The sequence below is a fragment of the Pseudomonas sp. N40(2020) genome, from assembly GCF_014472415.1.
Taxonomy (GTDB): domain Bacteria; phylum Pseudomonadota; class Gammaproteobacteria; order Pseudomonadales; family Pseudomonadaceae; genus Aquipseudomonas.
This window is the reverse complement of the sequence record NZ_JACSZV010000028.1, coordinates 63,339-84,853: the sequence shown is the minus strand read 5'-3', so window position 1 is coordinate 84,853 and position 21,515 is coordinate 63,339. Positions and strand designations below refer to the sequence as shown.

At 57.6% G+C, this 21,515-nt stretch carries 24 protein-coding genes; 19 read left to right on the top strand and 5 right to left on the bottom strand.

Annotated elements, in window-relative coordinates; translation table 11 throughout:
• Positions 1 to 85: 85 nt before the first annotated feature.
• Genes IAI51_RS18450 through IAI51_RS18440 form a run of 3 tightly spaced genes read right to left on the bottom strand, consistent with a single transcriptional unit; the run spans position 86 to position 3,673 of the window.
• Positions 86 to 670, bottom strand: a complete 585-nt coding sequence (locus tag IAI51_RS18450; protein ID WP_187679777.1) for a cob(I)yrinic acid a,c-diamide adenosyltransferase — start codon at positions 668 to 670, stop codon at positions 86 to 88.
• Between the two features lie 3 nt (positions 671 to 673).
• Positions 674 to 2,710, bottom strand: a complete 2,037-nt coding sequence (locus IAI51_RS18445) for a HAMP domain-containing sensor histidine kinase (protein WP_187679776.1) — start codon at positions 2,708 to 2,710, stop codon at positions 674 to 676.
• A 45-nt stretch (positions 2,711 to 2,755) separates the two neighbouring features.
• On the bottom strand, positions 2,756 to 3,673 hold the full coding sequence (locus tag IAI51_RS18440) for a putative 2-dehydropantoate 2-reductase (RefSeq protein WP_187679775.1): 918 nt from the start codon (positions 3,671 to 3,673) through the stop codon (positions 2,756 to 2,758).
• 141 nt (positions 3,674 to 3,814) lie between these two features.
• On the opposite strand from IAI51_RS18440, the gene IAI51_RS18435 reads away from it, so the two are divergent.
• Both IAI51_RS18435 and IAI51_RS18430 read left to right on the top strand, forming a co-directional pair.
• Complete coding sequence (locus IAI51_RS18435) at positions 3,815 to 4,300, top strand: YajQ family cyclic di-GMP-binding protein (protein ID WP_027619814.1); 486 nt, start codon at positions 3,815 to 3,817, stop codon at positions 4,298 to 4,300.
• Positions 4,301 to 4,454: 154 nt separating this feature from the next.
• Positions 4,455 to 5,297: a mechanosensitive ion channel family protein gene (locus tag IAI51_RS18430; RefSeq protein ID WP_187679774.1), complete on the top strand. Its 843-nt coding sequence runs from the start codon at positions 4,455 to 4,457 to the stop codon at positions 5,295 to 5,297.
• Positions 5,298 to 5,415: 118 nt separating this feature from the next.
• On the opposite strand, the gene IAI51_RS18425 is transcribed toward IAI51_RS18430, so the two are convergent.
• Entirely contained in the window at positions 5,416 to 6,762 is a 1,347-nt protein-coding gene (locus tag IAI51_RS18425) for an OprD family porin (protein WP_187679773.1), read from the bottom strand.
• A gap of 893 nt (positions 6,763 to 7,655) precedes the next feature.
• On the opposite strand from IAI51_RS18425, the gene IAI51_RS18420 reads away from it, so the two are divergent.
• The gene (locus IAI51_RS18420; protein ID WP_187679772.1) at positions 7,656 to 8,081 is read left to right on the top strand and encodes an HIT domain-containing protein; all 426 of its coding nucleotides are present in this window, start codon (positions 7,656 to 7,658) and stop codon (positions 8,079 to 8,081) included.
• A gap of 3 nt (positions 8,082 to 8,084) precedes the next feature.
• Positions 8,085 to 8,291: a SlyX family protein gene (locus tag IAI51_RS18415; RefSeq protein ID WP_095188019.1), complete on the top strand. Its 207-nt coding sequence runs from the start codon at positions 8,085 to 8,087 to the stop codon at positions 8,289 to 8,291.
• Positions 8,292 to 8,363: 72 nt separating this feature from the next.
• On the opposite strand, the gene IAI51_RS28075 is transcribed toward IAI51_RS18415, so the two are convergent.
• Positions 8,364 to 8,966, bottom strand: a complete 603-nt coding sequence (locus IAI51_RS28075) for a cold-shock protein (RefSeq protein WP_187679771.1) — start codon at positions 8,964 to 8,966, stop codon at positions 8,364 to 8,366.
• Positions 8,967 to 9,277: 311 nt separating this feature from the next.
• Between IAI51_RS28075 and IAI51_RS18405 the strand changes: the two genes are divergently transcribed.
• From IAI51_RS18405 to ybgF, 15 genes are all read left to right on the top strand, one after another.
• The gene (locus IAI51_RS18405) at positions 9,278 to 9,748 is read left to right on the top strand and encodes a Dps family protein (protein WP_187679770.1); all 471 of its coding nucleotides are present in this window, start codon (positions 9,278 to 9,280) and stop codon (positions 9,746 to 9,748) included.
• Between the two features lie 182 nt (positions 9,749 to 9,930).
• On the top strand, positions 9,931 to 10,272 hold the full coding sequence (locus IAI51_RS18400; RefSeq protein WP_187679769.1) for a ribbon-helix-helix domain-containing protein: 342 nt from the start codon (positions 9,931 to 9,933) through the stop codon (positions 10,270 to 10,272).
• 117 nt (positions 10,273 to 10,389) lie between these two features.
• Positions 10,390 to 10,611, top strand: a complete 222-nt coding sequence (locus IAI51_RS18395; protein ID WP_064119106.1) for an FmdB family zinc ribbon protein — start codon at positions 10,390 to 10,392, stop codon at positions 10,609 to 10,611.
• A 100-nt stretch (positions 10,612 to 10,711) separates the two neighbouring features.
• Positions 10,712 to 12,487, top strand: coding sequence for an aspartate--tRNA ligase (gene aspS / locus IAI51_RS18390; protein ID WP_187679768.1), 1,776 nt, complete (start codon positions 10,712 to 10,714; stop codon positions 12,485 to 12,487).
• A 132-nt stretch (positions 12,488 to 12,619) separates the two neighbouring features.
• A complete protein-coding gene (locus tag IAI51_RS18385) occupies positions 12,620 to 13,366 on the top strand; it encodes a YebC/PmpR family DNA-binding transcriptional regulator (RefSeq protein WP_095188024.1) in 747 nt (248 codons plus the stop codon).
• A 158-nt stretch (positions 13,367 to 13,524) separates the two neighbouring features.
• Positions 13,525 to 14,052 carry a crossover junction endodeoxyribonuclease RuvC gene (gene ruvC, locus IAI51_RS18380; RefSeq protein WP_007951206.1) on the top strand — a complete coding sequence of 176 codons (528 nt, stop codon included), beginning with the start codon at positions 13,525 to 13,527 and terminating at the stop codon, positions 14,050 to 14,052.
• 115 nt (positions 14,053 to 14,167) lie between these two features.
• Positions 14,168 to 14,776 carry a Holliday junction branch migration protein RuvA gene (gene ruvA, locus IAI51_RS18375; protein ID WP_123467207.1) on the top strand — a complete coding sequence of 203 codons (609 nt, stop codon included), beginning with the start codon at positions 14,168 to 14,170 and terminating at the stop codon, positions 14,774 to 14,776.
• The gene (gene ruvB / locus IAI51_RS18370) at positions 14,777 to 15,838 is read left to right on the top strand and encodes a Holliday junction branch migration DNA helicase RuvB (RefSeq protein ID WP_187679767.1); all 1,062 of its coding nucleotides are present in this window, start codon (positions 14,777 to 14,779) and stop codon (positions 15,836 to 15,838) included.
• 127 nt (positions 15,839 to 15,965) lie between these two features.
• The gene (gene ybgC, locus IAI51_RS18365) at positions 15,966 to 16,433 is read left to right on the top strand and encodes a tol-pal system-associated acyl-CoA thioesterase (RefSeq protein ID WP_123530109.1); all 468 of its coding nucleotides are present in this window, start codon (positions 15,966 to 15,968) and stop codon (positions 16,431 to 16,433) included.
• A complete protein-coding gene (gene tolQ, locus IAI51_RS18360; RefSeq protein ID WP_008080223.1) occupies positions 16,423 to 17,118 on the top strand; it encodes a protein TolQ in 696 nt (231 codons plus the stop codon). Before ybgC ends, tolQ begins: the two co-directional genes overlap by 11 nt.
• Before the next feature lie 23 nt (positions 17,119 to 17,141).
• Complete coding sequence (tolR, locus tag IAI51_RS18355; RefSeq protein ID WP_187679779.1) at positions 17,142 to 17,594, top strand: protein TolR; 453 nt, start codon at positions 17,142 to 17,144, stop codon at positions 17,592 to 17,594.
• Entirely contained in the window at positions 17,594 to 18,676 is a 1,083-nt protein-coding gene (gene tolA / locus IAI51_RS18350; RefSeq protein ID WP_187679766.1) for a cell envelope integrity protein TolA, read from the top strand. The genes tolR and tolA overlap by 1 nt, the downstream gene beginning before the upstream one ends.
• Before the next feature lie 17 nt (positions 18,677 to 18,693).
• Positions 18,694 to 19,974, top strand: coding sequence for a Tol-Pal system beta propeller repeat protein TolB (tolB, locus tag IAI51_RS18345; RefSeq protein WP_187679778.1), 1,281 nt, complete (start codon positions 18,694 to 18,696; stop codon positions 19,972 to 19,974).
• A gap of 52 nt (positions 19,975 to 20,026) precedes the next feature.
• Positions 20,027 to 20,524 (top strand): peptidoglycan-associated lipoprotein Pal, encoded by a 498-nt coding sequence (gene pal, locus IAI51_RS18340; RefSeq protein WP_003178634.1) that lies wholly within the window; start codon positions 20,027 to 20,029, stop codon positions 20,522 to 20,524.
• A 6-nt stretch (positions 20,525 to 20,530) separates the two neighbouring features.
• Positions 20,531 to 21,364: a tol-pal system protein YbgF gene (gene ybgF / locus IAI51_RS18335; protein WP_187679765.1), complete on the top strand. Its 834-nt coding sequence runs from the start codon at positions 20,531 to 20,533 to the stop codon at positions 21,362 to 21,364.
• The last annotated feature ends 151 nt before the right edge of the window (positions 21,365 to 21,515 follow it).

The window sequence follows — 21,515 nt, the reverse complement described above, 5'->3', positions numbered from 1 at the left end:
CACTCCTACAGTTGACCGCGTTTTGTCAGTAGACATGCGGTCAACTGTAGGAGTGAGCCTGCTCGCGATAGCGTCATATCTGGCGCTATTGATCTGAAGGCTTCGCCGCCGGCTGCCACAAAATCTCCGCAACCCCCTGCCGCCGCGCAATCACTCGCGCCGCCACAAACAACAGATCCGACAACCGATTGATGTACGCCAAACCAACCCCGGCCAACGGCTCGATCGCATTCAAATGCTGACAGCACCGCTCGGCAGTCCTCGCCAGACTCCGGCACACATGGGCCTGAGCAATCAGCATCGAGCCCCCCGGCAGAATGAAATTCTCCAGCGGCCCCAGCTCCTCATTCCACACATCGATCGCCGCTTCCAGGCGTTCGATTTCCGCCTCGTTCAGTGCCTGATATTCCGGCATTGCCAACTCGCCACCCAGATCGAACAGCCGATGCTGACACGGTGCCAACACCTCAATCAGCTCATTCAAGCCAGGCGTAGCTTCACGTTCGGCAAGCAGTCCGGCCAGCAACACGCCGACCTGACTGTTTAGCGTATCGACTTCACCAATCGCCTCGATACGCGGGTGATCCTTGGGCACACGGCGGCCATCGCCCAGGCCGGTTTCGCCTTTGTCGCCGGTGCGTGTGTAGATTTTCGACAGGCGAAAGCCCATGGGTTACCTCGATAATTGATTGGTTTCTGGAGCGATGGCAGTGGGTTGGGCCAGCGGCAGGCGCAAGGTGAAACATGTGCCTTGCCCGGGCGCTGATTGCACTTCCATCTGCCCTTTGTGGTTGTTGGTGATAATGAAGTACGACACTGACAAGCCAAGTCCTGTGCCCTGACCTATTTCCTTGGTGGTGAAGAACGGCTCGAAAGTGCGTTTGCGCACGTTCTCGCTCATGCCGATGCCGTTGTCCTCGACCTGAATCTCGGCCCACGGCGGATTGAGTCGGGTACGCAGGATGATCCGCCCCGGTTCGCTGTCGTCTTCGCGCTGATGAATGGCCTGTGCGGCGTTTTTCAATAGATTGAGCAGCACTTGTTCCAGCTCGTTGGCGGTGCCCGGCACCGGACCCAGCGCCGGGTCGAATTGGCGGATGATCGCCTGACCCTTGAAGTCGAAGCCGATGGCCAGATCGAAGTCGTTGCCGGCGATTTCAACCGCTTGATCAATCAGTGCCGGCAAATCGCACGGGGCCATTTGCCGGGTGCTGCGGCGGCTGAAACTGAGCATGTGAGTGACGATTTTTGCTGCCCGCGCTCCGGCCTGTTGAATGCCATCGAGCAATTTCGGGACTTCCCGGCCTTGCAGATAACGGTTGACCGTGTCCAGTTCGATGCCCAGTTGCTCGGCGGTTTCGAGGTTCTTCGGCAGATCCGCTGACAGGCGCCGGCGGATGTTCTGCACGTTATGCAGGATCGCGCCCAGCGGGTTGTTGATTTCGTGGGCCATGCCCGCCGCGAGGCCGCCGACCGAGAGCATTTTTTCCGACTGCACCATCATCTCTTCCAGCGACAGACGCTGGGTGATGTCGTCGATGCGGATCACCACACCACGCCCGGCGCCGCCCATCAGCGGGTAGAACGTCAGGGCGTAATGCTTGGGCTCGTCGTCCTTGAACCAGGTCACGCGTTCGATTTTCGCCACGGTGTGTTGCTCGACGGTCTGCTTGAGTTGCGGCAGAAACGGCTTGAGCGGCTCGAAGGCGAGAAATATCGGCTGGTTCAGCGCTTCGTCGAGCCGGGTGCCGGAGAGGGCGCTGGCTTCCTGGTTCCATTGGGTGACGTAGAGCTGTTCATCAAGGGCGATCAGCGCCGACGGCATCGAGTCGATGATGCTGTTGAGGTAGTTCTGGAAACCGGTGAGTTTCTTCTCGATCTTGCTGCGTACCTGGACTTCCAGCTCCAGCTTGCGGTTGGTGTGGCGGGTTTCCTCGGCCAGGCCCTGGGCCTGATCGTAAGCCGCTTGTGAGTCGTCGCGGGCACGTTTGAGTTGCTGTTCGCGGGCTTCGATGCGCGACAGCATGGTGTTGAACGCCTCGGCGAGGCTGCCGATTTCGTCGTGGTTGCCGCGTGAAGCGCGCAGTGCGTAGTTCTCTTCACGGGTTACCTGACGCGACAACTCTTCAAGTTGATGAATCGGTCGGGTGATCAGCCGCTTGATCTGCCGGGCAATCACCAGCCACAGCAGCACGCTGAAAATAAGGATGCCAAGACTGGCCGTCAGCGTGCCGGTGTAGAACGCCATCGGCAATTCGCTACTGGCGACCAGTAATAGATGGCCCGGCGCGGTGCCGGGGCGGGGCAGGGTGATCAACTGGTTGCTGCGAAACTCGGTGAGTTGCCAAGCCTCAATGTGCCGGTAACGTTCCGGCAGGTCGAGTTTGTCACCGTGCTGCACTTGCGCGAGCCTTTCGCCCTTGCCGTCATACAGGGCGGCAGCGCGCAGTGGAGAATAGCTGTCGAGCTCCTTGAGCAGACGTTCGGCACTCTGCGGTGATTGCAGGGCTTCGCTGACAAGACTTGGGTTGGAGATCAGTCGGCCAATGGTCTGCAAGGCCTGAGGGGCCATGCTTTCCTGGGAGATGTAATAGGCGGCGCTGATAAAGGTCAGGTTGGCGACCAGCAAGACAGTGGTCAACAGCACCAGCAGGGCGGCCAGCAGTTTCTGGCCGACCGGCAGGTTTTCGAGGCGCTGGCGCAATGGCATCAGGTTTATCGCAGCAAAGGAACAAGTGGCCAGCGTAGCCGCTGCTCAGTCGCTGGGCAATCCGAGGCTGTGCAGATGAGCGACCAGTCGTTGCTGCAATTGACTGAGGTGCGGCAGGTTCAACTGGTGGCGCGCAGCGACTTTGCAGGCGTGGCCCAATAAATAGCTGATCTCGGTGCGGCGCTGGTTGGCCACGTCCTGATACATCGATGAGAAATTGGCAGCGGTGGCCTGGATCACTCGCTCGACTTCCTGTTGCAGATTGTCGGCGGCTGACGGTTGGCCGCAGCGCTGCAGCAATTCGGTCAGTTCGACGCACAGCGTGGCGACTTCGCAATGATGCTCCTGCAATCCGCCGTTGCGGCAGTTATGCAGCACGGTCAGCGGATTGATCGCGCAGTTGAGCGCCAGTTTGCGCCACAGCCGGGTGAGGATGTCGGTGCTCCATTCGTGGGGGATTTTTGCGGCTTGCAGATCATCCAGCCAGATTGGCGCGACCGGATGCGCGACATCGCCGAGCCAGGTGTAACCGTGACCGGCAAACACCACGCGCCAGTCACCGTCGCGGAAGGCGCCTTCGGTACTGGAGGCGCTGATGCAGCGCGCCTGGGGCAGTTGCGCGGCGACAGCGTCCTGACTGCCGAGGCCGTTTTGCAGCAGGATCAGTTCGGCATCGGACGCCAAGCGTGGGGCGAGGCGGGCGACCGCGCTTTCGGCGTCGTAGGCTTTGCAGGCCACCAGCAGGCGTCGGATCGGTTCGGGGTTGTCCGGGGTTTCGCCGGGAACTGCATAGGTGCGGGCTTGTCCCTGTTCCACAAGGGTCAGTCCACCTGCCGCTTCATAGCTATGCAAGCGCTCGGTATCGCGCACGATCAGCCTGACCGGTAATCCGGCCCGGGCCAGCCGCGTAGCCCAGAGTGTGCCGAGACTGCCGGCGCCGAGAACATGCCAAAGGGTGGACATCAGTTTTTTGCTCGAATGGGTGCAGGCATGTGCGGCTCGCCGTGTCGTCAGGAAAAGACCCGTTATAATGAGCCCGATTTTAACCGCAAGCCAAGCGCGCTCCATCCTCATCGAGCGCGCCTTTTTTATTGGAGAGATTACATGCCGTCGTTCGACGTGGTATCCGAACTGGACAAACACGAACTCACCAACGCGGTCGAGAACGCCGTGAAGGAACTCGATCGTCGTTATGACCTGAAAGGTAAAGGCAGCTTCGAGTTCAAGGAAAAAGACCTGACCGTCAACCTGACCGCTGAAGCCGATTTCCAGCTGGAAGCGATGATCGAGATCCTCAAGCTCGCCCTGGTCAAGCGCAAGATCGACGTGCAGTGCCTTGAAGTCAAAGACGCTTATGCATCGGGCAAGCTGATGAAGCAGGACGCCGTGCTCAAGGAAGGGATCGACAAGGAGCTGGCGAAGAAGATCGTCGGCCATATCAAGGATGCCAAGCTCAAGGTGCAGGCCGCCATTCAGGGCGAGCAGGTACGTGTCACCGGCAAGAAGCGAGACGACCTGCAAGAAGCCATCGCGGCCCTGCGTGCCAAGGAATTCGGCATGCCACTGCAGTTCAACAACTTCCGCGACTAAGCTTTCTCATGCGGAACCTGTGGGAGCGGGCTTGCTCGCGAAAGCGGTGTGTCAGTCAACTTCATTATTGAATGGCACACCATTTTCGCGAGCAAGCTCGCTCCCACTTTTTATTTGTTTATAGCCCGGGTAGCCGGAAATCAGGAGATAGAACATGGATTTGAATGCTGAGGTGGACCACCTGGTCAAGGCATCCCAGGCGTGGATACCGATGATCATGGAATACGGCAGCCGTGTGCTGCTGGCAGTGATTACCCTGGCCATCGGCTGGTGGCTGATCAACAAGGTCACGCAAAAACTCGGCGGTCTGCTGGCCCTGCGTAACGCTGACCTGGCGCTGCAAGGCTTCATCAGCAGTCTCGCCAACATCATTCTCAAGGTGCTGCTGATTGTCAGCGTCGCTTCGATGATCGGTGTTGAAACCACTTCGTTCGTTGCGGCGATCGGTGCTGCCGGCCTGGCCATCGGTCTGGCCTTGCAGGGTAGCCTGGCGAACTTCGCCGGCGGCGTGCTTATTCTGCTGTTCCGTCCGTTCCGTATCGGTGACTGGATCGAGGCCCAGGGTGTGTCGGGTACCGTCGATAGCATCCAGATTTTCCACACCGTGCTGCGTACCGGCGATAACAAGACCATCATCGTGCCGAACGGTAATCTGTCGAACGGCATCATCACCAACACCAACCGTCAGCCAACCCGTAAGGTTGTCTTCGATGTGGGCGTGGATTACGAAGCGGATCTGCAAAAGGCCCGTCAGGTGCTGCTGGATCTGGCCAAGGATGAGCGTGTTTTACAGGACCCGGCACCGCAAGCCGTAATCTCGACACTGGGCGACAGTTCGATCACTGTTTCCCTGCGTGTGTGGGTTAAAACTGCAGACTATTGGGATGTGATGTTCATGTTTAACGAACAGTCCCGCGATCGTTTAAAGACTGCAGGCATTGATATCCCGTTTCCGCAGCGAGTTATTCGTGTGGTTCAAGAATCAGCAGCACAATGATAGGTTGCTAATTAATTGTCTGACTTGTCGGTCAGGCAATTACGACAAGTGACAGGCAATAAAAAAGGCCCATCGGAAGATGGGCCTTTTTTTATGCTTCCAAACTAACCACTGACGATTACAAGATGTTCAGTGGGTATTCGGTGATCAGGCGGAACTCTTTGATATCGCCTTCGCCTTGGTCGGCGTTGGCAGAGTGCCAAGCTTGACGAATGCGGAAGGACAGATCTTTCGCCGGGCCAGACTGAACAACATACTTGGCTTCGAAGTTGGTTTCGTGGTGTTTGCCATCTTCACCGTACAGACCAGCGTAAGCGCTGCCAGTTGGGGTGTTGGTACCGTCGATGTCCCAACCTTTAACGTAACGAACCATGAAGCTCAGGCCAGGAACGCCATACTCGGCCATTTTCAGGTCGTAACGGGCTTGAACCGATTTCTCGCCAGGACCGTTGAAGTCAGAGTACTGGATGGAGTTGGCGAGGAAGATCGAGTCGCCACCACGGTTGTTCTTGCCCACACCGATGTAGTCGAACGGGGTATCGCCGTTGACCTTCTGGAAGCCCAGGGTGAAGGTGTGCGCTTTCAGGAACGACAGCGCGGTTGCCAGGGAGAAGGCAGTGTTGCTGATGTCGCCCGCTTCGGCGCTGCCGGAGTCAGTGGTGCGGTAGATGTTGAAGTCAGTGTTCAGCGAAGTGTCACCACTGAATGGAGTGGTGAGGTTCACGTTCGCGTAGTACTGGTTCCAGATATCTTCCAGCTTGGCGCCGTAGAGCGATGCGCTCAGGTTTTCGGTGATGCTGTATTTGCCGCCGAAGTAGTCGATCGTGTTGGCTTCTACACCAGCGTAGTTGGCGTACAGACCGCCGTTACGGGCGTTTTTGTCCTGGCTGCTCGCCGAGTAGAAGTGACCGGCTTCGAGGTCAAGGTCTTTGACTTCGCTGCTCTGCAACTGGAAGCCAGTGGCCGTTTGCGGAATGATACGGGAACCGCCAACAGCGAACACTGGAGCAGTGCTTGGCTGCATGTCGCCGAACTTCAGCTCGGTTTTCGAAACGCGGAATTTGACCGACGCGCCGGCTTTGCCCTGGCTGTCGTTAACGTCGCGAGCACCGTTGTTCGGGTTGACTGTGTCGCTGCGGCTCATGTTGCCCGAACCTGAAGTACCGTCACCGCCATCCAGTTTCAAGGCCAGGTAGCCGTATGCATCAATACCTACACCAACAGTACCTTGGGTATAACCGGAGGTGAAGTTGCCGAGGAAACCCTGGGTCCAGTCTTTCTGGTCGCGGCTGCCGTTCTTGTTGTCGCGGTTGAAGTAGTAGTTCTTCAACGTCTCGGTGAGTTTCGCGTCTTCAACAAAACCTTTGGCTTCTGCCTGGTCACTAACAAACGGGGCGGCCGTAGCCAACTGAGAACTGGCTGCTGTAACGGCCAGTGCGATCATGCTCCACTTCATCACGCGCATCGTGATTTGCTCCTTTGGTTTTAGAAGAGTACTGCCGTCCCACCTGTTTTATTATCTGGGCGGCTCTTTCTTTTTGTGTCGGCGCAAACTTATATCACGCCGACAATGTTGGCGATACTTGCGAATTCAACCTTTCAGCTTCTTTACGACGTTGTCGCAAATGGCGTGGTGGATGTCGCAAATTCACAGTACCGACGCAGCCGGACTGACAACTATCTCGCTGTTTACGGGCCTTTTCGCATCGGTAAAAAAGAGTCCCTGGCAAAACACTTGAATCTCCATCGGGCAACCCTGCCACTGTTCTTATCGGCCTGTAGACCCCACTTTCCCGTGGGGCGCTTATAGACCATGGATGTCTGAATGCAACAAGCGTGCACAAATCGAAATATCGGTGCGGTTATTTTTCTGAACACCCGCCTGTGTCTGTAAAAGCCTCGTAAATACTGGACTCCAAGCCCTTTTTTATCAGGGGCTTGACGCAACTCCTTGCATGGTGTTGTCACTTGCGTACAGGCGCGAGACAACCGAAAACGTTACCGGTTCACCCCATCAGTGAGTATTCGGCGGATGCCCGACGCACTGAGCGTAGACCCACTGTGCGGTTTTGGTGCAAAAAAATTTACGGGCTGTACTGAATTCATACAGTTCGGGCTTGGCCTGATGTTGAGCGCAGCCGGTTTTTTCAGTCACTTTTCCGTATTCGATGGCAGCTCTCGTTCCGTTATGGTGCGTTGCGTCGATATATGTCACATGTCGGGGCGCAAGGGCGAAGAGGGTATTGTCATCGTGAGGCTCGGCGCATTCGCAGGTATGCTGCCTGCCTGTTGCTTGGTGCGCTGCCCGTCTGGATGGCCGCTAAGCTTGATTGTGTAGATCAGCCGGGAGTGCGCGTAGTGTTTGCTTTAGATTCACGACTTCAACAGGACACGCTGCCCATTGGTGACTTCCCGCTCTGCCGTCTGCTGCTGTCCAACGACGCCAACTACCCGTGGTTCATCCTGGTGCCACGTCGGGACGATATCAGCGAGTTGTTTCAGTTGGATGTCGCTGATCAGCAGCAACTGTGGCTGGAAACCACCGCGCTGGCGGAGTTGCTCAAGGACTTGTTCGATGCTGACAAGATGAACGTTGCGACCTTGGGTAATGTTGTCAGCCAGATGCACATGCATGTGATTGTGCGTAAACGCGATGATGCAGCGTGGCCGGCGCCGGTATGGGGCAAGCACGCGGCCAAACCTTATAGCGACGAACAGGTGGCCGCCATTCGCGAGCAATTGCGCGTGGTGCTGACCGAAGATTTCACATTTGTGGAGCTCTGAATCATGAGCCTTGAAGATCGCGTTACCGATCTGGAAAGCCGTCTGGCGTTTCAGGATGACACCATTCAGGCGTTGAACGACGTGCTGGTGGCGCAGCAGCGAGTGGTTGAGCGCCTGCAATTGCAGATGGCCGCACTGCTCAAGCGCCAGGAAGAAATGGTCGGGCAGTTCGAGTCCTTTGAAGAAGAAGCACCGCCACCGCACTATTGAGGCGAGCGCTTTTCTTCGGGCATAAAAAAAACCGCGAACAGCACGCTGCTCGCGGTTTTTTTTGGCCTTGGATCAGCGACGCGGCAGAGCGGCGATCACGTCCTCGGCTTGCAAACCCTTGTCCCGGTTCATCACCGAGAACTCGACGCGCTGGCCTTCGACCAGAACACGGTGGCCTTCGCCACGGATCGCACGAAAGTGCACGAAAATATCATCGCCGGAATCCCGGGAGATAAAGCCGAAGCCTTTGGAAGTGTTGAACCACTTGACGGTGCCGGTATCGCGGTTGGTCATGTCGTAGTTGGTCGGTGCGGCAGCCGGTGAAGATCGATAGAAGCTGACGGCCAGGTGCAGGATCACCGCAACCAGGGCAATCACCAGACTGAACAACACGGCGGGCTGGCCGGCGATGACAGGCATCGGTGCGACCAGGGTCAAGGTTTGCAGGACGACAGTCAGCACCAGAAGAGCGCTGACAAGGTTTTGCAGATGCTGGCGCGGGCCTTTGTTCCAGTAAGGAATCACTGGAGCGATCACCAGGTTCAGCAGGCCGAAAAAGGCCAGGTAAAGTGCATCGGGTTGTTGCAGGTAGGGAACGGCTTCGGATTTCAAACTAGGTATGAACGACAGCAGCAAGGCCGCTGCGCCCATTAGCAGGTGGACGATTTTCAACATTTTGATTGGCTCACGTTATGACGGCTCACAAGGAAGAGCTGGAGGTGCACGGTTCGCTTCGGAACAAAATAAGAGGCGGTGGACACGTACACGGCATCAGCCTATGCGCAACACCCCGGAAAATGGGGCATGGCGACACACTGCCTATTTAACAGCAAAGCCTGCAGCTACTCAAATCAGCCCGGCCAGTGGCAGCGGTACGGGCGATTTGTCGCAGCCTGTTCAGGTTTTCGGGGCTGCGGGGTGCCGGCAGCCTTGCTAGAGTGGGATTGCACCTGTTGGATGAATTCAATCGCCGCTAGGAGGTAAACATGGCAATCGATATCGGTATCAGTGAAGAAGATCGCAAGTCCATCGTCGAAGGGTTGTCGCGGCTGCTGTCGGACACCTACGTGCTGTATCTGAAAACCCATAACTTCCACTGGAACGTCACAGGCCCGATGTTTCGTACGTTGCACTTGATGTTCGAAGAGCAATACAACGAACTGGCGCTGGCCGTGGACTCGATTGCCGAGCGCATTCGCGCGCTGGGCTTTCCGGCGCCGGGCGCTTATGCGACTTACGCACGTCTGTCTTCTATTAAAGAGGAGGTGGGCGTACCGAGCGCCGAGGACATGATCAAGCAATTGGTCGCCGGTCAGGAAGCGGTGACCCGCACCGCACGCGGTATTTTCCCGCTGCTCGACAAGGTCAGTGATGAGCCGACGGCCGACCTGCTGACCCAGCGTATGCAGGTTCATGAGAAAACCGCGTGGATGTTGCGCGCTTTGCTGGAAGCGTAACCCGTAAGCGCGGGCTTGCCTGAGGCCGGCTCGCGCGCTGTCCGCAATCTTACCGCTATCGTTGGCTTATCCTACGGTGATGGTCAAAAAGTCATCTGGATATAACTTTGCGTCTGCGCTTTTATGAAGTCACAGCTTGTGGCTTCCAAAACAGGCAGAGATGACAAAGGAGTGTCACCGATATGGTAGAGGGAGACAGGCGAGGCGACAGGATTGTCGGCTTGCAGCATGAATTGAAATTCGATCCGTTCGTCAACGATTTCGACATGTCATTGGTCCAGCCGCTGTCGCGATCCGTGCGTTTGAACGGATTCGCGACCTGCCTGCGACTGGAACAGGTTTATTGGAACATCCTTGGCAACATGGCAGCAGACAATTGTTGTTCGGTCAGTTCGTTATTGTCCCACGTCGACCGTGAAGTGCATCTGCGTCACGGCGGGGTGAAGAATTTCAGCGCGCTGGTGCGGGTAGTGTGCGTCATGAACAGCACCAAGGAAGCACTCCCATTGAAACAGCGGTTGTAAACGAGGTCGCGGCCTGTGCAGTCTTACGGCTGCACAGGCCGCATTTAATGGATATAATCCCGCTCTTTCGCCGCAAAGCCCTGCGCGCGGTGGCAATCTGATCGCCGAGACACCCCAATGCCGATGTACGATTACCAATGTGCTTCCTGTGGTCATCAGTTGGAAGCCATTCAAAAGATCAGCGAAGCACCGTTGGTCGACTGCCCTGCCTGCCAGGCGCCAGAGCTCAAGAAACAGCTGTCCATGCCGGGCTTTCGCCTCAGCGGCAGCGGTTGGTACGAAACCGATTTCAAGACCGGAACCAAGAAGAATCTGGCCGGTGGCGACAAATCTGACTAGGGTTCAAACCCAGGTCTAACGACACGCGTGAGTTTTCCGCACTGCTTCAGTGCGCCGGGATCTCCACCGAATTTCGAATTACGAGAAGCGAACCACTACCATGATGCGCAGCCACTATTGCGGCCAACTGAACGAAAGCCTGGAAGGCCAGGAAATTACCCTTTGCGGATGGGTTCACCGTCGCCGCGACCACGGCGGGGTGATTTTCCTCGATATCCGTGATCGTGATGGTCTGGCTCAGGTAGTGTTCGATCCGGATCGCGCCGAGAGCTTCGCCGCCGCGGATCGCGTGCGCAGCGAATACGTCGTGAAGATCACCGGCAAGGTTCGCCTGCGTCCGGCCGGTGCCACCAACGCCAACATGGCGTCGGGCATGATCGAAGTGCTGGGCTACGAACTGGAAGTGCTGAACGAGTCGGAAACCCCGCCGTTCCCGCTGAACGAGTTCTCCGACGTCGGCGAAGAAACCCGCCTGCGCTATCGCTTCCTCGACCTGCGTCGTCCGGAAATGGCCGAGAAGCTGCGTCTGCGTTCGCGCATGACCACCAGCATCCGTCGCTTCCTCGACGAGAACGGCTTCCTCGACGTCGAAACGCCGATCCTGACCCGCGCGACCCCGGAAGGTGCCCGTGACTACCTGGTGCCAAGCCGTACCCACGCCGGTTCGTTCTTTGCCTTGCCGCAATCGCCGCAGCTGTTCAAGCAACTGCTGATGGTCGCTGGCTTCGACCGTTACTACCAGATCGCCAAGTGCTTCCGTGACGAAGACCTGCGTGCCGACCGTCAGCCGGAATTTACCCAGATCGACATCGAGACCAGCTTCCTCGATGAAAAAGAGATCATGGGTTTGACCGAGCAAATGATCCGCAACCTGTTCAAGGAAGTGCTGGGTCTGGAATTCGGCGACTTCCCGCACATGACTTTCGAAGAAGCCATGCGCCGCTACGGTTCCGACAAGCCAGACCTGCGTAACCCGCTGGAACTGGTAGACGTTGCCGATCAACTGAAAGAAGTCGACTTCAAGGTGTTCAGCGGCCCGGCCAACGACCCGAAATGCCGCATCGCCGCACTGCGCGTTCCAGGCGGGGCGAGCATGCCGCGCAAGCAGATCGACGACTACACCAAGTTCGTCGGCATCTACGGTGCCAAGGGCCTGGCGTACATCAAGGTCAACGAGCGTGCTGCCGGTGTTGAAGGTCTGCAATCGCCGATCGTGAAAAACATCCCGGAAGCCAACCTGAACGTGATCCTTGATCGCGTCGGCGCGGTTGATGGCGACATCGTGTTCTTCGGCGCCGACAAGGCCAAGATCGTCAGCGAAGCTTTGGGCGCACTGCGCATCAAGCTCGGTCATGACCTGAGCCTGCTGACTTGCGAATGGGCACCGATGTGGGTTGTCGACTTCCCGATGTTCGAAGAGAACGATGACGGCAGCTTCTCTGCGCTGCACCACCCGTTCACCGCGCCGAAGTGCACGCCGCAAGAGCTCGAAGCCAACCCGGCTGGCGCCCTGTCTCGCGCGTACGACATGGTGCTGAACGGCACCGAGCTGGGTGGCGGTTCGATCCGTATCCATCGCAAGGAAATGCAACAGTCGGTGTTCCGTCTGCTGGGTATCAACGAAGCGGAACAGGAAGAGAAATTCGGCTTCCTGCTCGACGCGCTGAAGTACGGTGCTCCGCCGCACGGTGGTCTGGCCTTCGGTCTGGATCGTCTGGTGATGCTGATGACCGGCGCCCAGTCGATCCGTGAAGTGATCGCCTTCCCGAAAACCCAGAGTGCTGCCGACGTGATGACGCAAGCACCGGGTGTGGTGGACGCCAAGGCACTGCGCGAGCTGCACATTCGTTTGCGCGAAACGCCAAAGGCTGAGTAAGACGGGCCTGAAGGCGCATCTTCGGATGCGCCTTTTTTCTTTCTATAGAGAAGAGAGCAGGTCGAGATTTTTTGGTTGCTGGCCGATGCATGAGCAGGCGGGCAACGTTTCAAAGAGAATTCGGAGCGAGTTATGGCAGGTCATTCCAAGTGGGCGAACATCAAGCACCGCAAAGAACGTCAGGATGCCAAGAGAGGCAAGATCTTCACCAAGTGGATCCGTGAACTGACCGTTGCGGCCCGTCAGGGCGGCGGTGATCCGGGCTCCAATCCGCGTCTGCGTCTGGCCCTGGACAAGGCGCTGAGCGCGAACATGAGTCGCGACATCATCGACCGTGCAGTGGCGCGCGGCGCCGGTGCGACAGAAGCGGACAACGTCGAAGAACTGACCTACGAAGGTTACGGCCCGGGCGGCGTGGCGGTAATGGTCGAGTGCATGACCGACAACCGCAACCGTACCGCAGCCGCTGTGCGCCATGCGTTCAGCAAGTGTGGCGGCAACCTTGGCACCGACGGTTCGGTCGCGTACCTGTTCGAGCGCAAGGGCCAGATCAGCTTCGCACCGGGCATCGACGAGGACGCTCTGACCGAGGCGGCGCTGGAAGCCGATGCCGATGACGTGGTTACCCACGAAGACGGTTCGATCGATGTGTTCACCTCGTTCACCAGTTTCTACGCCGTGCGTAACGCCCTCGAAGCTGCTGGTTTCAAGGGTGATGATGCTGAGATCGTGATGCAGCCGACCACCAGCGCCGAGCTGGACCTGGAAGGCGCGGAGAAAGTCCTGAAGCTGATCGACATGCTTGAAGACCTGGATGACGTGCAGAACGTCTATTCCAACGCAGACATTCCGGAAGACGTGGCCGCTCAGCTCGGTTAAGAGCGACTACGATTCAATGTGGGAGCTGGCTTGCCAGCGATGGCGTCGGCACATCTGTTGAAGATGTTGCCTGACACACCGTCATCGCTGGCAAGCCAGCTCCCACATTTGTTATTCGTTGTATTGAATTTCGTGCTTTTTCCGAATCCGCAGGCGTTATGACTTTAATTCTTGGTATCGACCCCGGTTCGCGTATCACCGGTTACGGCATTGTTCGCGATACCGGCCGCGGTGGCTGTATCTACGTGGCCTCCGGTTGTATTCGCACTGGCGCGGGCGAGCTTCATGAGCGTCTGCAAATCGTCTATCGCGGCGTACGCGAAATCATTCAGACCTACGGCCCGGTCACCATGGGCATCGAAAAGGTGTTCATGGCGAAAAACGCCGATTCTGCGCTGAAACTGGGGCAGGCCCGCGGAGCCGCCATCGTCGCTGGCGCCGAAGAGAGTCTTGAAATCGCCGAATACACCGCGACCCAGGTCAAGCAGGCCGTGGTCGGTACCGGCGCAGCGAATAAGGAGCAAGTGCAGATGATGGTCATGCACATGCTCAAGCTGACCAGCAAACCGCAAATCGATGCTTCGGACGCTCTGGCGATTGCCATTTGTCACGCGCACACCCGTTCCAGCCTGCTGCCGCATGGCTTGGGAACGGCACGCAGTCGTGGCGGGCGCCTGCGTCTCTGATAGCATCAGCAATCAAATTTCCCGGAAGGTGGGTTTTGCGCCTGTGTCGTCGGCCTGAAGCTCGCCTTCCGTCAGTCGCCAGCCCACGGCTGGCCAACGCTCAAGGATCTGAAACGTGATTGGACGCTTGCGCGGCACCCTGGCTGAGAAACAGCCGCCGCACCTGATTCTGGATGTAAACGGCCTCGGATATGAGCTGGAAGTGCCCATGACCACTCTCTATCGGTTGCCGTCGGTCGGTGAGCCGCTGACCCTGCACACCCATTTGGTCGTACGCGAAGACGCGCAATTGCTCTATGGTTTTGCCGGCAAGCGTGAGCGAGACTTTTTTCGCGAGTTGATCCGTCTCAATGGTGTGGGGCCGAAACTGGCTCTGGCATTGATGTCGAGTCTGGAAGTCGACGAGTTGATCCGCTGCGTGCAATCCCAGGACACCTCGGCCCTGACCAAGGTGCCGGGCGTTGGCAAGAAAACTGCCGAGCGTTTACTGGTCGAACTGAAAGATCGCTTCAAGGCCTGGGAAACCTCGCCGGCCATGTTTGCCCTGGTGCCGAACCAGCCGGACGGTCCGGCGCCGGTCAACACCGCCGAGAACGATGCGGTCAGCGCGCTGATTTCCCTGGGTTACAAGCCGCAGGAAGCGAGCAAGGCGATTTCCGCGATCAAGGACAAGAATTTGAGCAGTGAAGACATGATCCGCCGCGCCCTGAAGGGAATGATTTAAGTGATTGAAGCTGATCGTCTGATCGCCGCTGCGCACAGCCCGCGCGAGCGCGAAGAAGTCCAGGACCGGGCCATTCGCCCGGTCAGTCTGGCCGACTATATCGGCCAGCCGACCGTGCGCGAGCAGATGGAACTGTTCATCCAGGCCGCTCGTGGCCGTAGTGAATCCCTCGACCACACGCTGATCTTCGGCCCGCCCGGGCTGGGTAAAACCACGTTGGCCAACATCATCGCTCAGGAAATGGGTGTATCGATCAAGAGCACCTCGGGGCCGGTCCTCGAACGTCCGGGTGATCTGGCGGCGTTGCTGACCAATCTTGAGCCGCACGATGTGTTGTTCATCGACGAAATCCATCGTCTGTCGCCGATCGTTGAAGAAGTGCTGTACCCGGCGATGGAAGATTTCCAACTCGACATCATGATCGGCGAAGGGCCGGCAGCGCGTTCGATCAAGCTCGATCTGCCGCCGTTCACGCTGGTCGGCGCGACCACTCGCGCCGGCATGCTGACCAATCCGTTGCGTGACCGCTTCGGTATCGTCCAGCGTCTTGAGTTCTACAGCACCGCTGACCTGTCGACGATTGTCAGTCGTTCGGCGAATATCCTCGGTCTGCCGCTGGATCCGGAAGGCGCCTTCGAAATCGCTCGCCGCGCCCGTGGTACGCCGCGGATCGCCAACCGTCTGCTGCGCCGGGTGCGCGATTTCGCCGAAGTTCGCGCCAAGGGGCACATCACCAAGTCGGTTGCCGATCTGGCGTTGAACCTGCTGGACGTCGACGAACACGGCTTCGATCATCAAGATCGGCGTTTGCTGCTGACCATGATCGAGAAGTTCGATGGCGGCCCGGTGGGGATCGACAGCCTCGCCGCTGCGATCAGCGAAGAGCGTCACACCATTGAAGATGTGCTTGAGCCATACCTGATTCAACAGGGCTACATCATGCGCACACCACGGGGCAGGGTGGTGACGCGGCATGCGTATCTGCATTTCGGTTTAAACATTCCGTCACGAATGGGTGAAATGCCCGTGGCAGACGAGTTTCTCGATGCTGTGGACGATTAATACACATTTGTTGTCGATTTATTCAGGGTTTGTACTGTCTGAGGACGGTACTTTTGCGGTAAAGCCTTTGAACAATGAAAAACAGTTGCCTGGCCGGATTGGCAACCTGAGGAGTAAGCACTAGAGTATGCGCGCGCAAAACGGGCTTGAGCCGTTCGCACATCGTTGTCGCGTTTATTACGAGGACACCGATGCGGGCGGCATCGTGTATTACGTTAATTACCTCAAGTTTATGGAACGGGCTCGAACCGAGCGGCTCCGCGAGCTGGGCTTTGCCCAATCGCAGCTGGCAGGGGAGGATCTGTTGTTTGTCGTGCATTCCAGCGAAGCGCGCTATCACGCGCCGGCGCGACTGGACGACGAGCTGCTGGTAAGCGCTGAAGTAATCGAATTGAACCGTGCCAGCCTGCGCTTTAAACAGCAGGTCAGGCGGGCTACGGATAATGTGCTGCTCTGCGAAGGGCAGTTTTTGGTGGCCTGTGTGCGCACTAACAGTTTGAAACCCCGGGCCCTTCCCGAAGACCTGCGTGCGGCCTTCGCCGACGCGGGCGGCCCGGGTACACACTCAAAGCAGGAGATAAAGCGTGGAAGCTAACGTCGTCGACCATTCCTCCATGTGGAGCCTGGTCAGCAATGCCAGCATCGTGGTGCAGTTGGTAATGTTGACTCTGGTGGCCGCATCGGTGACCTCATGGATCATGATCTTTCAGCGCAGCAACCTGCTGCGTGCCGGTCGACGCGCCCTGGAGAGCTTCGAGGAGCGCTTCTGGTCGGGTATCGATCTGTCCAAGCTGTACCGTCAGGCGGGTAGCAACCCGGATCCGGATTCGGGCGTCGAGCAAATCTTCCGCGCCGGTTTCAAAGAGTTCTCCCGTCTGCGTCAGCAGCCAGGCGTCGATCCTGAGGCGGTGATGGAAGGCGTGGCCCGTGCCATGCGTGTGGCCATCTCCCGCGAAGAAGAGAAGCTGGAGCAGAGCCTGCCGTTCCTCGCCACCGTTGGTTCGGTCAGCCCGTACATCGGCCTGTTCGGTACCGTGTGGGGCATCATGAACTCCTTCCGCGGTCTGGCCAGCGCCCAGCAAGCCACCCTGGCCACCGTGGCCCCGGGTATTGCCGAAGCACTTATCGCCACGGCGATCGGCCTGTTCGCGGCAATTCCTGCAGTAATCGCTTACAACCGTTTTGCAGCCCGCAGCGAAACCCTGCTGGGCCGTTACTACACCTTCGCCGATGAATTCCAGGCGATCCTGCACCGCAAAGTGCACACCAGCGAAGAATAAGCAGGTAATTTCCAATGGCTTTAATCGCTCGAGCTCGCAAAAAGCGCAAGCCGGTCGCCGAGATGAACGTGGTGCCTTACATCGACGTGATGTTGGTGCTGCTGGTCATCTTCATGGTAACCGCGCCGATGCTCAATCAGGGCGTGAAAGTTGATCTGCCCAAGGTTTCCAGCGAAGCCTTGCCGCAGGACAACAACACCCAGGTCCTGACCATTTCGATCAAGGCTGACAAGACCTATTACTGGAACCTTGGCAGCGAAGTCGACACCGAAAAGCAACAGGACAGGGCCATGACCCTTCCGCAGATGACCGATGCGGTGACCAAAATCATCGCGGCCGGCAACGGTAACGGCAAGCGTACCCAGGTCTTCATTCGTGGCGACAAGACTGTCGATTACGGTTCCGTCATGGGCGCCATGGGCGGGTTGCAGAAAGCCGGGGTCGGGAATGTTGGCTTGATTACCGAGGCCCCCTGATGCAGCCACTGCGAGAGCCGTCTGCCTCGGAAAGCTTCTTCTGGCCTAGTGTCTGGGCGATTGTCTTGCACGTGCTGGTGTTCGGCATGCTGTTCGTCAGTTTCGCTTTTACACCTGAGCTGCCGCCGGCCAAGCCGATTGTCCAGGCGACCTTGTATCAACTGAAATCGAAAAGTCAGGCGACCACCCAGACCAATCAGAAGATTGCGGGTGAGGCGAAGAAATCCGCCGCGCGTCAGACCGAAGTCGAGCAGATGGAACAGAAAAAGGTCGAGCAGGAAGAGATCAAGGCCGCTGCGGAACAAAAGAAAGAAGAAGCGGCTCAAAAAGCCGAGGAAGCCAAGAAGGCCGACGAGTCTAAAAAAGCGGACGAGGCGAAAAAGGCTGATGAAGCCAAAAAAGCCGATGAAGCGAAGAAGACCGCCGAAGCCAAGAAGGCAGAAGAGAAACAATTGGCTGATATAGCCAAGAAGAAATCTGAAGAAGAAGCCAAAAAGGCTGCTGAAGAAGAGGCCAAGAAAGCGGCCGCTGAAGAAGCCAAGAAGAAGATTGTCGAAGACGCGAAGAAGAAAGCCGCCGAAGACGCCAAGAAGAAAGCTGAAGCTGAAGAGGCGAAGAAGAAAATCGCCGACGAAGCGAAGAAGAAAGCTGCTGCCGATGCTGCGAAGAAGAAAGCGCAGGATGCGGCACGTAAATCTACCGAAGACAAAAAGGCCCAGGCCCTGGCAGATTTGCTTTCCGACACGCCACAGCGTCAGCAGGCCTTGGCCGATGAGCAGGGTGACGAAGTCGCGGGCAGTTTCGATGACCTGATTCGTGCGCGAGCAGCAGAAGGCTGGGCTCGCCCACCTTCAGCACGCAAAGGCATGACGGTGGTGCTGCAAATCGGCATGTTGCCGGACGGTACGGTGACTTCGGTCAGCGTGGCCAAATCCAGTGGCGACGGTCCGTTCGATGCTTCGGCAGTCGCAGCGGTCAAGAATATTGGACGTTTGACAGAAATGCAGGGAATGAAGCCGAGCGATTTCGCTCCGTATCGTTCATTCAAGATGACATTCACACCTGAGGATCTAGCCTTGTGAGAAACCTTCTTCGAGGAATGCTGGTCGTGATCTGCTGCATGGCAGGGATCGCGATGGCTGATGAAAAGAACATTCTGGTCACCAGCGGCAGCGATCGGGCTACTCCGATCGCCGTTGTACCGTTCGGCATGCAGGGCGGTGCCGTGCTGCCGGACGACATGGCTGAAATCATTGGTAACGATTTGCGCAACTCGGGCTATTACTCGCCGATTCCAAAGCAAAACATGATCAGCCAGCCAAGCCAGCCGAGCGAAATCATCTTCCGTGACTGGAAGGCGGTGGGTGCTCAATACATGATGGTCGGCAGCATCGTTCCAGCGGGCGGTCGCCTGCAGGTGCAGTGGGCGCTGTTCAACGTTGCCACCGAACAGAAAGTGGCTGACGGCAGTGTTTCCGGCACTACCGAGCAATTGCGCGATATGGCGCACTTCATCTCGGACCAGTCGTTCGAAAAACTCACCGGTATTCAAGGTGCGTTTTCGACTCGTCTGTTGTACGTAACGGCTGAACGCTTCTCCGAGAAGAACACCCGTTACACCCTGCAGCGTTCGGACTATGACGGTGCGCGCGCCGTGACTCTGTTGCAATCGCGTGAGCCGATCCTGTCGCCGCGTTTCGCGCCGGATGGCAAGCGCATCGCCTACGTGTCGTTTGAACAGAAGCGTCCGCGGATCTTCATGCAGAACATCGACACCGGTCGCCGTGAGCAAATCACCAACTTCGAAGGCCTGAATGGCGCACCCGCCTGGTCCCCGAATGGCGATCGTCTGGCGTTCGTGCTGTCGAAAGACGGTAACCCGGACATCTACGTGATGAACCTGGCTTCGCGTCAGATCAATCGTGTCACTGCGGGCCCGGGCATCAACACCGAACCGTACTGGGGCAAGGATGGTTCGACCATCTACTTCACCTCGGACCGTGGCGGCAAACCACAGATCTACAAAACCAGCGCCAGTGGCGGCGGTGCGGAGCGAGTGACCTTCATCGGTAACTACAACGCCAACCCGAAACTGTCGGCTGATGAAAAGACTTTGGTGATGATCCATCGTCAGGATGGTTTCACCAATTTCAAGGTGGCGGCCCAGGATTTGCAGCGAGGTAGTGTAAAGATCCTCACTGATAGCACTCTGGACGAGTCACCCACTGTTGCGCCCAACGGCACCATGGTAATCTACGCCACCCGCCAACAGGGCCGGGGAGTCTTGATGCTCGTGTCCATTAATGGACGCGTTAGGCTCCCGCTTCCTACCGCTCAAGGCGAAGTCAGAGAACCGTCCTGGTCCCCTTACCTGAAGTGAGCGGGCGCTACACGTTTTACTTAACACACTGGGGTTCATTAGGAGTTTCACGATGGAAATGCTGAAGTTTGGTAAATTTGCTGCGCTGGCTCTGGCCATGGCTGTAGCTGTAGGTTGCTCGTCCAAAGGCGGCGACAACGCCGGTGAAGGCGCTGTTGATCCAAACGCTGGTTACGGCGCAAACACTGGTGCCGTTGACGGTTCCCTGAGCGAAGAAGCTGCTCTGCGCGCAATCACCACCTTCTACTTCGAATACGACAGCTCGGACCTGAAGCCAGAAGCCATGCGCGCTCTGGACGTTCACGCCAAAGACCTGAAAGCAAACGGCGCTCGCGTTGTTCTGGAAGGCAACACCGACGAACGTGGTACTCGTGAGTACAACATGGCACTGGGCGAGCGTCGTGCGAAAGCCGTTCAACGCTACCTGGTACTGCAAGGTGTTTCCCCAGCTCAGCTGGAACTGGTTTCCTACGGCGAAGAGCGTCCAGTTGCTACCGGCAACGACGAGCAGTCCTGGGCTCAAAACCGTCGCGTCGAACTGCGTAAGTAATTCGATATGCGAACGTGCCGTCGTGCTGTAACTGTTCTGGCTCTCAGCCTCGCGCCGCTTGCGGCGTGGGCTGCGGTTCCTGTGGTCGATGACAACTCCGGTTATAACAATAGCGGGAGTAGTTATCCGCCTGCGGGTTACGGTACGAACGGCGCCTATGCCGGGGGAGCGGCTTCGGCCCCTGCCTCGGCACAAGGCATGCTGTTCAACCAACTGCAACAAATGCAGGATCAGATTTCGCGCCAGCAAGGTGTGATTGAAGAACTGCAGAATCAGGTTGCGCGCATGAAGCAAGAATCCCTGGAGCGATACCAGGATCTTGATCGGCGCATAGGATCCGGTGTTGCACCTGCCGCGACTCCTGAGAATTCTTCTACCGGTGGCGATGCAAGTGCTGCTGCCGGTGCTGCCGCTGGCGCCGGGGCTGCTGCCCAGGCACCTGCTGCGAGTAGCGAACCGGGTGATCCGGCCAAGGAAAAGCTGTATTACGATGCCGCTTTCGACCTGATCAAAGCCAAGGATTTCGACAAGGCCAGCCAGGCTTTCGCCGCTTTCCTGCGCAAATACCCGAACAGCCAATATGCGGGCAACGCCCAGTATTGGTTGGGTGAAGTGAACCTGGCCAAAGGCGATCTGCAAGGTGCAGGTCAAGCATTTGCCAAGGTTTCGCAGCTGTATCCCAAGCACGCCAAAGTGCCGGACTCGCTGTACAAGCTGGCTGATGTAGAGCGCCGCCTCGGTCATAACGACAAGGTAAAAGGCATTCTGCAGCAGGTTGTTGCCCAATATCCGGGCACTTCTGCCGCTCAGTTGGCCCAACGCGATCTGCAACGCATGTAAGTTGCTTGACCCTTTGGAAGAAACCCGCGCCTGTCGCGGGTTTCTTCGTTAGAATTCACGCCCTTTTTCTGAAACACGCTTCTTGTGGTCTGCGCGTTGGCGGGATTGCCTGAAGTGCCTGACGGAGGCGGACAGCCTGTTTAGCTGTTAC